Source organism: Schnuerera sp. (assembly GCF_035459645.1).
Lineage (GTDB): Bacteria > Bacillota > Clostridia > Tissierellales > Tepidimicrobiaceae > Schnuerera.
Map to the genome: position 1 here is coordinate 1 of NZ_DATHXO010000317.1, position 1,953 is coordinate 1,953.

At 32.2% G+C, this 1,953-nt stretch carries 5 protein-coding genes; all 5 read left to right on the forward strand.

Annotated features, from left to right (window positions below; genetic code table 11):
• Positions 1–12: 12 nt before the first annotated feature.
• Complete coding sequence (locus VK998_RS07440; RefSeq protein ID WP_325227158.1) at positions 13–483, forward strand: hypothetical protein; 471 nt, start codon at positions 13–15, stop codon at positions 481–483.
• A gap of 2 nt (positions 484–485) precedes the next feature.
• Positions 486–800 carry a hypothetical protein gene (locus VK998_RS07445; protein ID WP_325227162.1) on the forward strand — a complete coding sequence of 105 codons (315 nt, stop codon included), beginning with the start codon at positions 486–488 and terminating at the stop codon, positions 798–800.
• Positions 800–1,195: a hypothetical protein gene (locus VK998_RS07450; protein ID WP_325227164.1), complete on the forward strand. Its 396-nt coding sequence runs from the start codon at positions 800–802 to the stop codon at positions 1,193–1,195. Before VK998_RS07445 ends, VK998_RS07450 begins: the two co-directional genes overlap by 1 nt.
• Positions 1,192–1,551: a hypothetical protein gene (locus VK998_RS07455; RefSeq protein ID WP_325227167.1), complete on the forward strand. Its 360-nt coding sequence runs from the start codon at positions 1,192–1,194 to the stop codon at positions 1,549–1,551. Before VK998_RS07450 ends, VK998_RS07455 begins: the two co-directional genes overlap by 4 nt.
• A partial coding sequence (locus VK998_RS07460) for a hypothetical protein (RefSeq protein WP_325227171.1) occupies positions 1,551–1,953 on the forward strand: 403 nt, incomplete at its 3' end. The genes VK998_RS07455 and VK998_RS07460, both read left to right, overlap by 1 nt.

The following is a 1,953-nucleotide window of genomic DNA, read 5'->3' on the forward strand; positions in this document are numbered from 1 at the left end:
GGAAGTGATTGAATGATAGAAGTAATGGATAGTATAAATAATCACTTTATCAAATCTAGAGAAAGTGGAATGTATGAATTTGCAACAAACTCAATCAAAGGAACATTCACTCAAACATATCTGGTAGGAATGTATGTAATAATCAAAGGTAGTTATTTGAATGATGGAATATATGAAATAGAAAGTGCTACAGTTAATGAAATAATAGTAAAAGAACAATTAAGAACTGAAAGCACAGAGGAAACTTCTGTAATTTATGGTTCTACTCCACCAAAACACTTTATAGAATTAGCAATGGAAGTAGGAAACTTTGATGAAAGCAAGATAGGATTAGCTTCTGAAAGTATTGATGATTATTCAATCAGCTTTTCTAAAGACCAGAGTTGGGAAGAAATATATAAAGATAAATTAAACAAATATAGGAGAGTATATCCTGATATTCCGACAGCTAATAACAAATTAAGATGGCAGGATAGGTGGTAACTATGGCTATTGAAGATTACTATACAGATTTAACACTTAAAAAAATAGAATTAGTTACAAATGACTTTGGTGTAGAGGAAGAAGTTGAAGTCTCTCATACAATTAGAGGAATAATCAATCAAGCTGGTAGTAGTGAATTAGAGTACGCAAGAGCTAGGAATATAAGTGTAGACTACAAGGCCTATATTGAGGTTACAGCGATTACAAAGTCTATAGGCAAGGATGACTATATAGATAATTACAGAGTAGCAAGTGAGCCTAAGAATACTATTTCTAGAGACCATCATCTAAAAGTGTTATTGAAAGAGGTGGTATGATGAGTAATTACAAGTCATACAAAAAAGAAATATTAGAGGCTATAAAGGAAGCATCAGAAACTTCACTAGAGGCAGTAGGGTTAGAAGCTCAAAGAGATGTAACTTTGAAAATAACAGGGAACAAGCAGGTTGACACAGGTAGAATGAGGGCGTCTGTAACTTATGTAGCTGGAGACAAGAAAGGGCAGGTTACAGCAGACTTACAAGGAAATATTCATAGCGAAGACAACCCACAGGGGCAACTATCAAAAGATACTTTGCATATAGGCAGTAATGTTAAGTATGCACCAAAGCAGGAAAAGACAAGGCCTTTCTTAGAACCTACTGTAAAAAATAATATGAAAAGATATAGTGATATGATGCAAGATATTTTCACAAAGTTGGTGGGAAAATGATTAAAGATTTTATCCAGCAGATAAATTTAAAATTAAATGAATTAAGTGATGTAAATGTTAGGTATAAGTATACTTCACTAACAGATAATTATATTTTATTTGATATAGATATATTCGATAAAAGCTATGCGAGAGTAGATGGGCAAATTGTTATAGATTTAAGATATTCAAACATAATGGAACTATTAAATGTTCAAAATAAAATAATAAAATTACTGGATAAATGGCACTATGCTAAAGAAGAAACATCAGCTAGTGTCTATTTTGTTATATTGAATGATTTGTCTAGTATCACTGACAAGCAATACTGGAATGAATTAAGGTTTGAATTTCAACTAAGATGGAGGGATAGATGATGAATAAAGATTTTAGTAAAATAGGTTTAGGAGAGGGTAAGTTTTTTGTGAATTTTGATGAAGTAGATGAGATGGAAGCTGGATATGTCAGAGGTGGAGATTTCAACTCAAACTTAACTATGAGACATATAGAAGTAGATGGGAAGAAAGGCCATATAGTAGGAGATACAGTATATGAGGAAGAATTGCCACAGCTAGAGTTTACAGCTATGCAGATGGAAGCAAGTTTATTTACTAAAGTATTTGTAAATATGGAATTAACTGATAATGGAGATGGAACAGCTACAGTGAATAGAAAAAACACAAATCCTACTCCTGCAGATTATCACGACAATGTAGCATATGTGGGAAAAACTAAAGATGGCACTCCTATAATAATTAAATTATTAAATGCGTTGGGAG

Excerpts from the sequence above, each read along its gene's own strand:
- VK998_RS07450 (WP_325227164.1), top strand. The coding sequence starts at position 800 with ATGAGTAATTACAAGTCATACAAAAAAGAAATATTAGAGGCTATAAAG.
- VK998_RS07445 (WP_325227162.1), top strand. The coding sequence starts at position 486 with ATGGCTATTGAAGATTACTATACAGATTTAACACTTAAAAAAATAGAA.
- VK998_RS07455 (WP_325227167.1), top strand. The coding sequence starts at position 1,192 with ATGATTAAAGATTTTATCCAGCAGATAAATTTAAAATTAAATGAATTA.
- VK998_RS07440 (WP_325227158.1), top strand. The coding sequence starts at position 13 with ATGATAGAAGTAATGGATAGTATAAATAATCACTTTATCAAATCTAGA.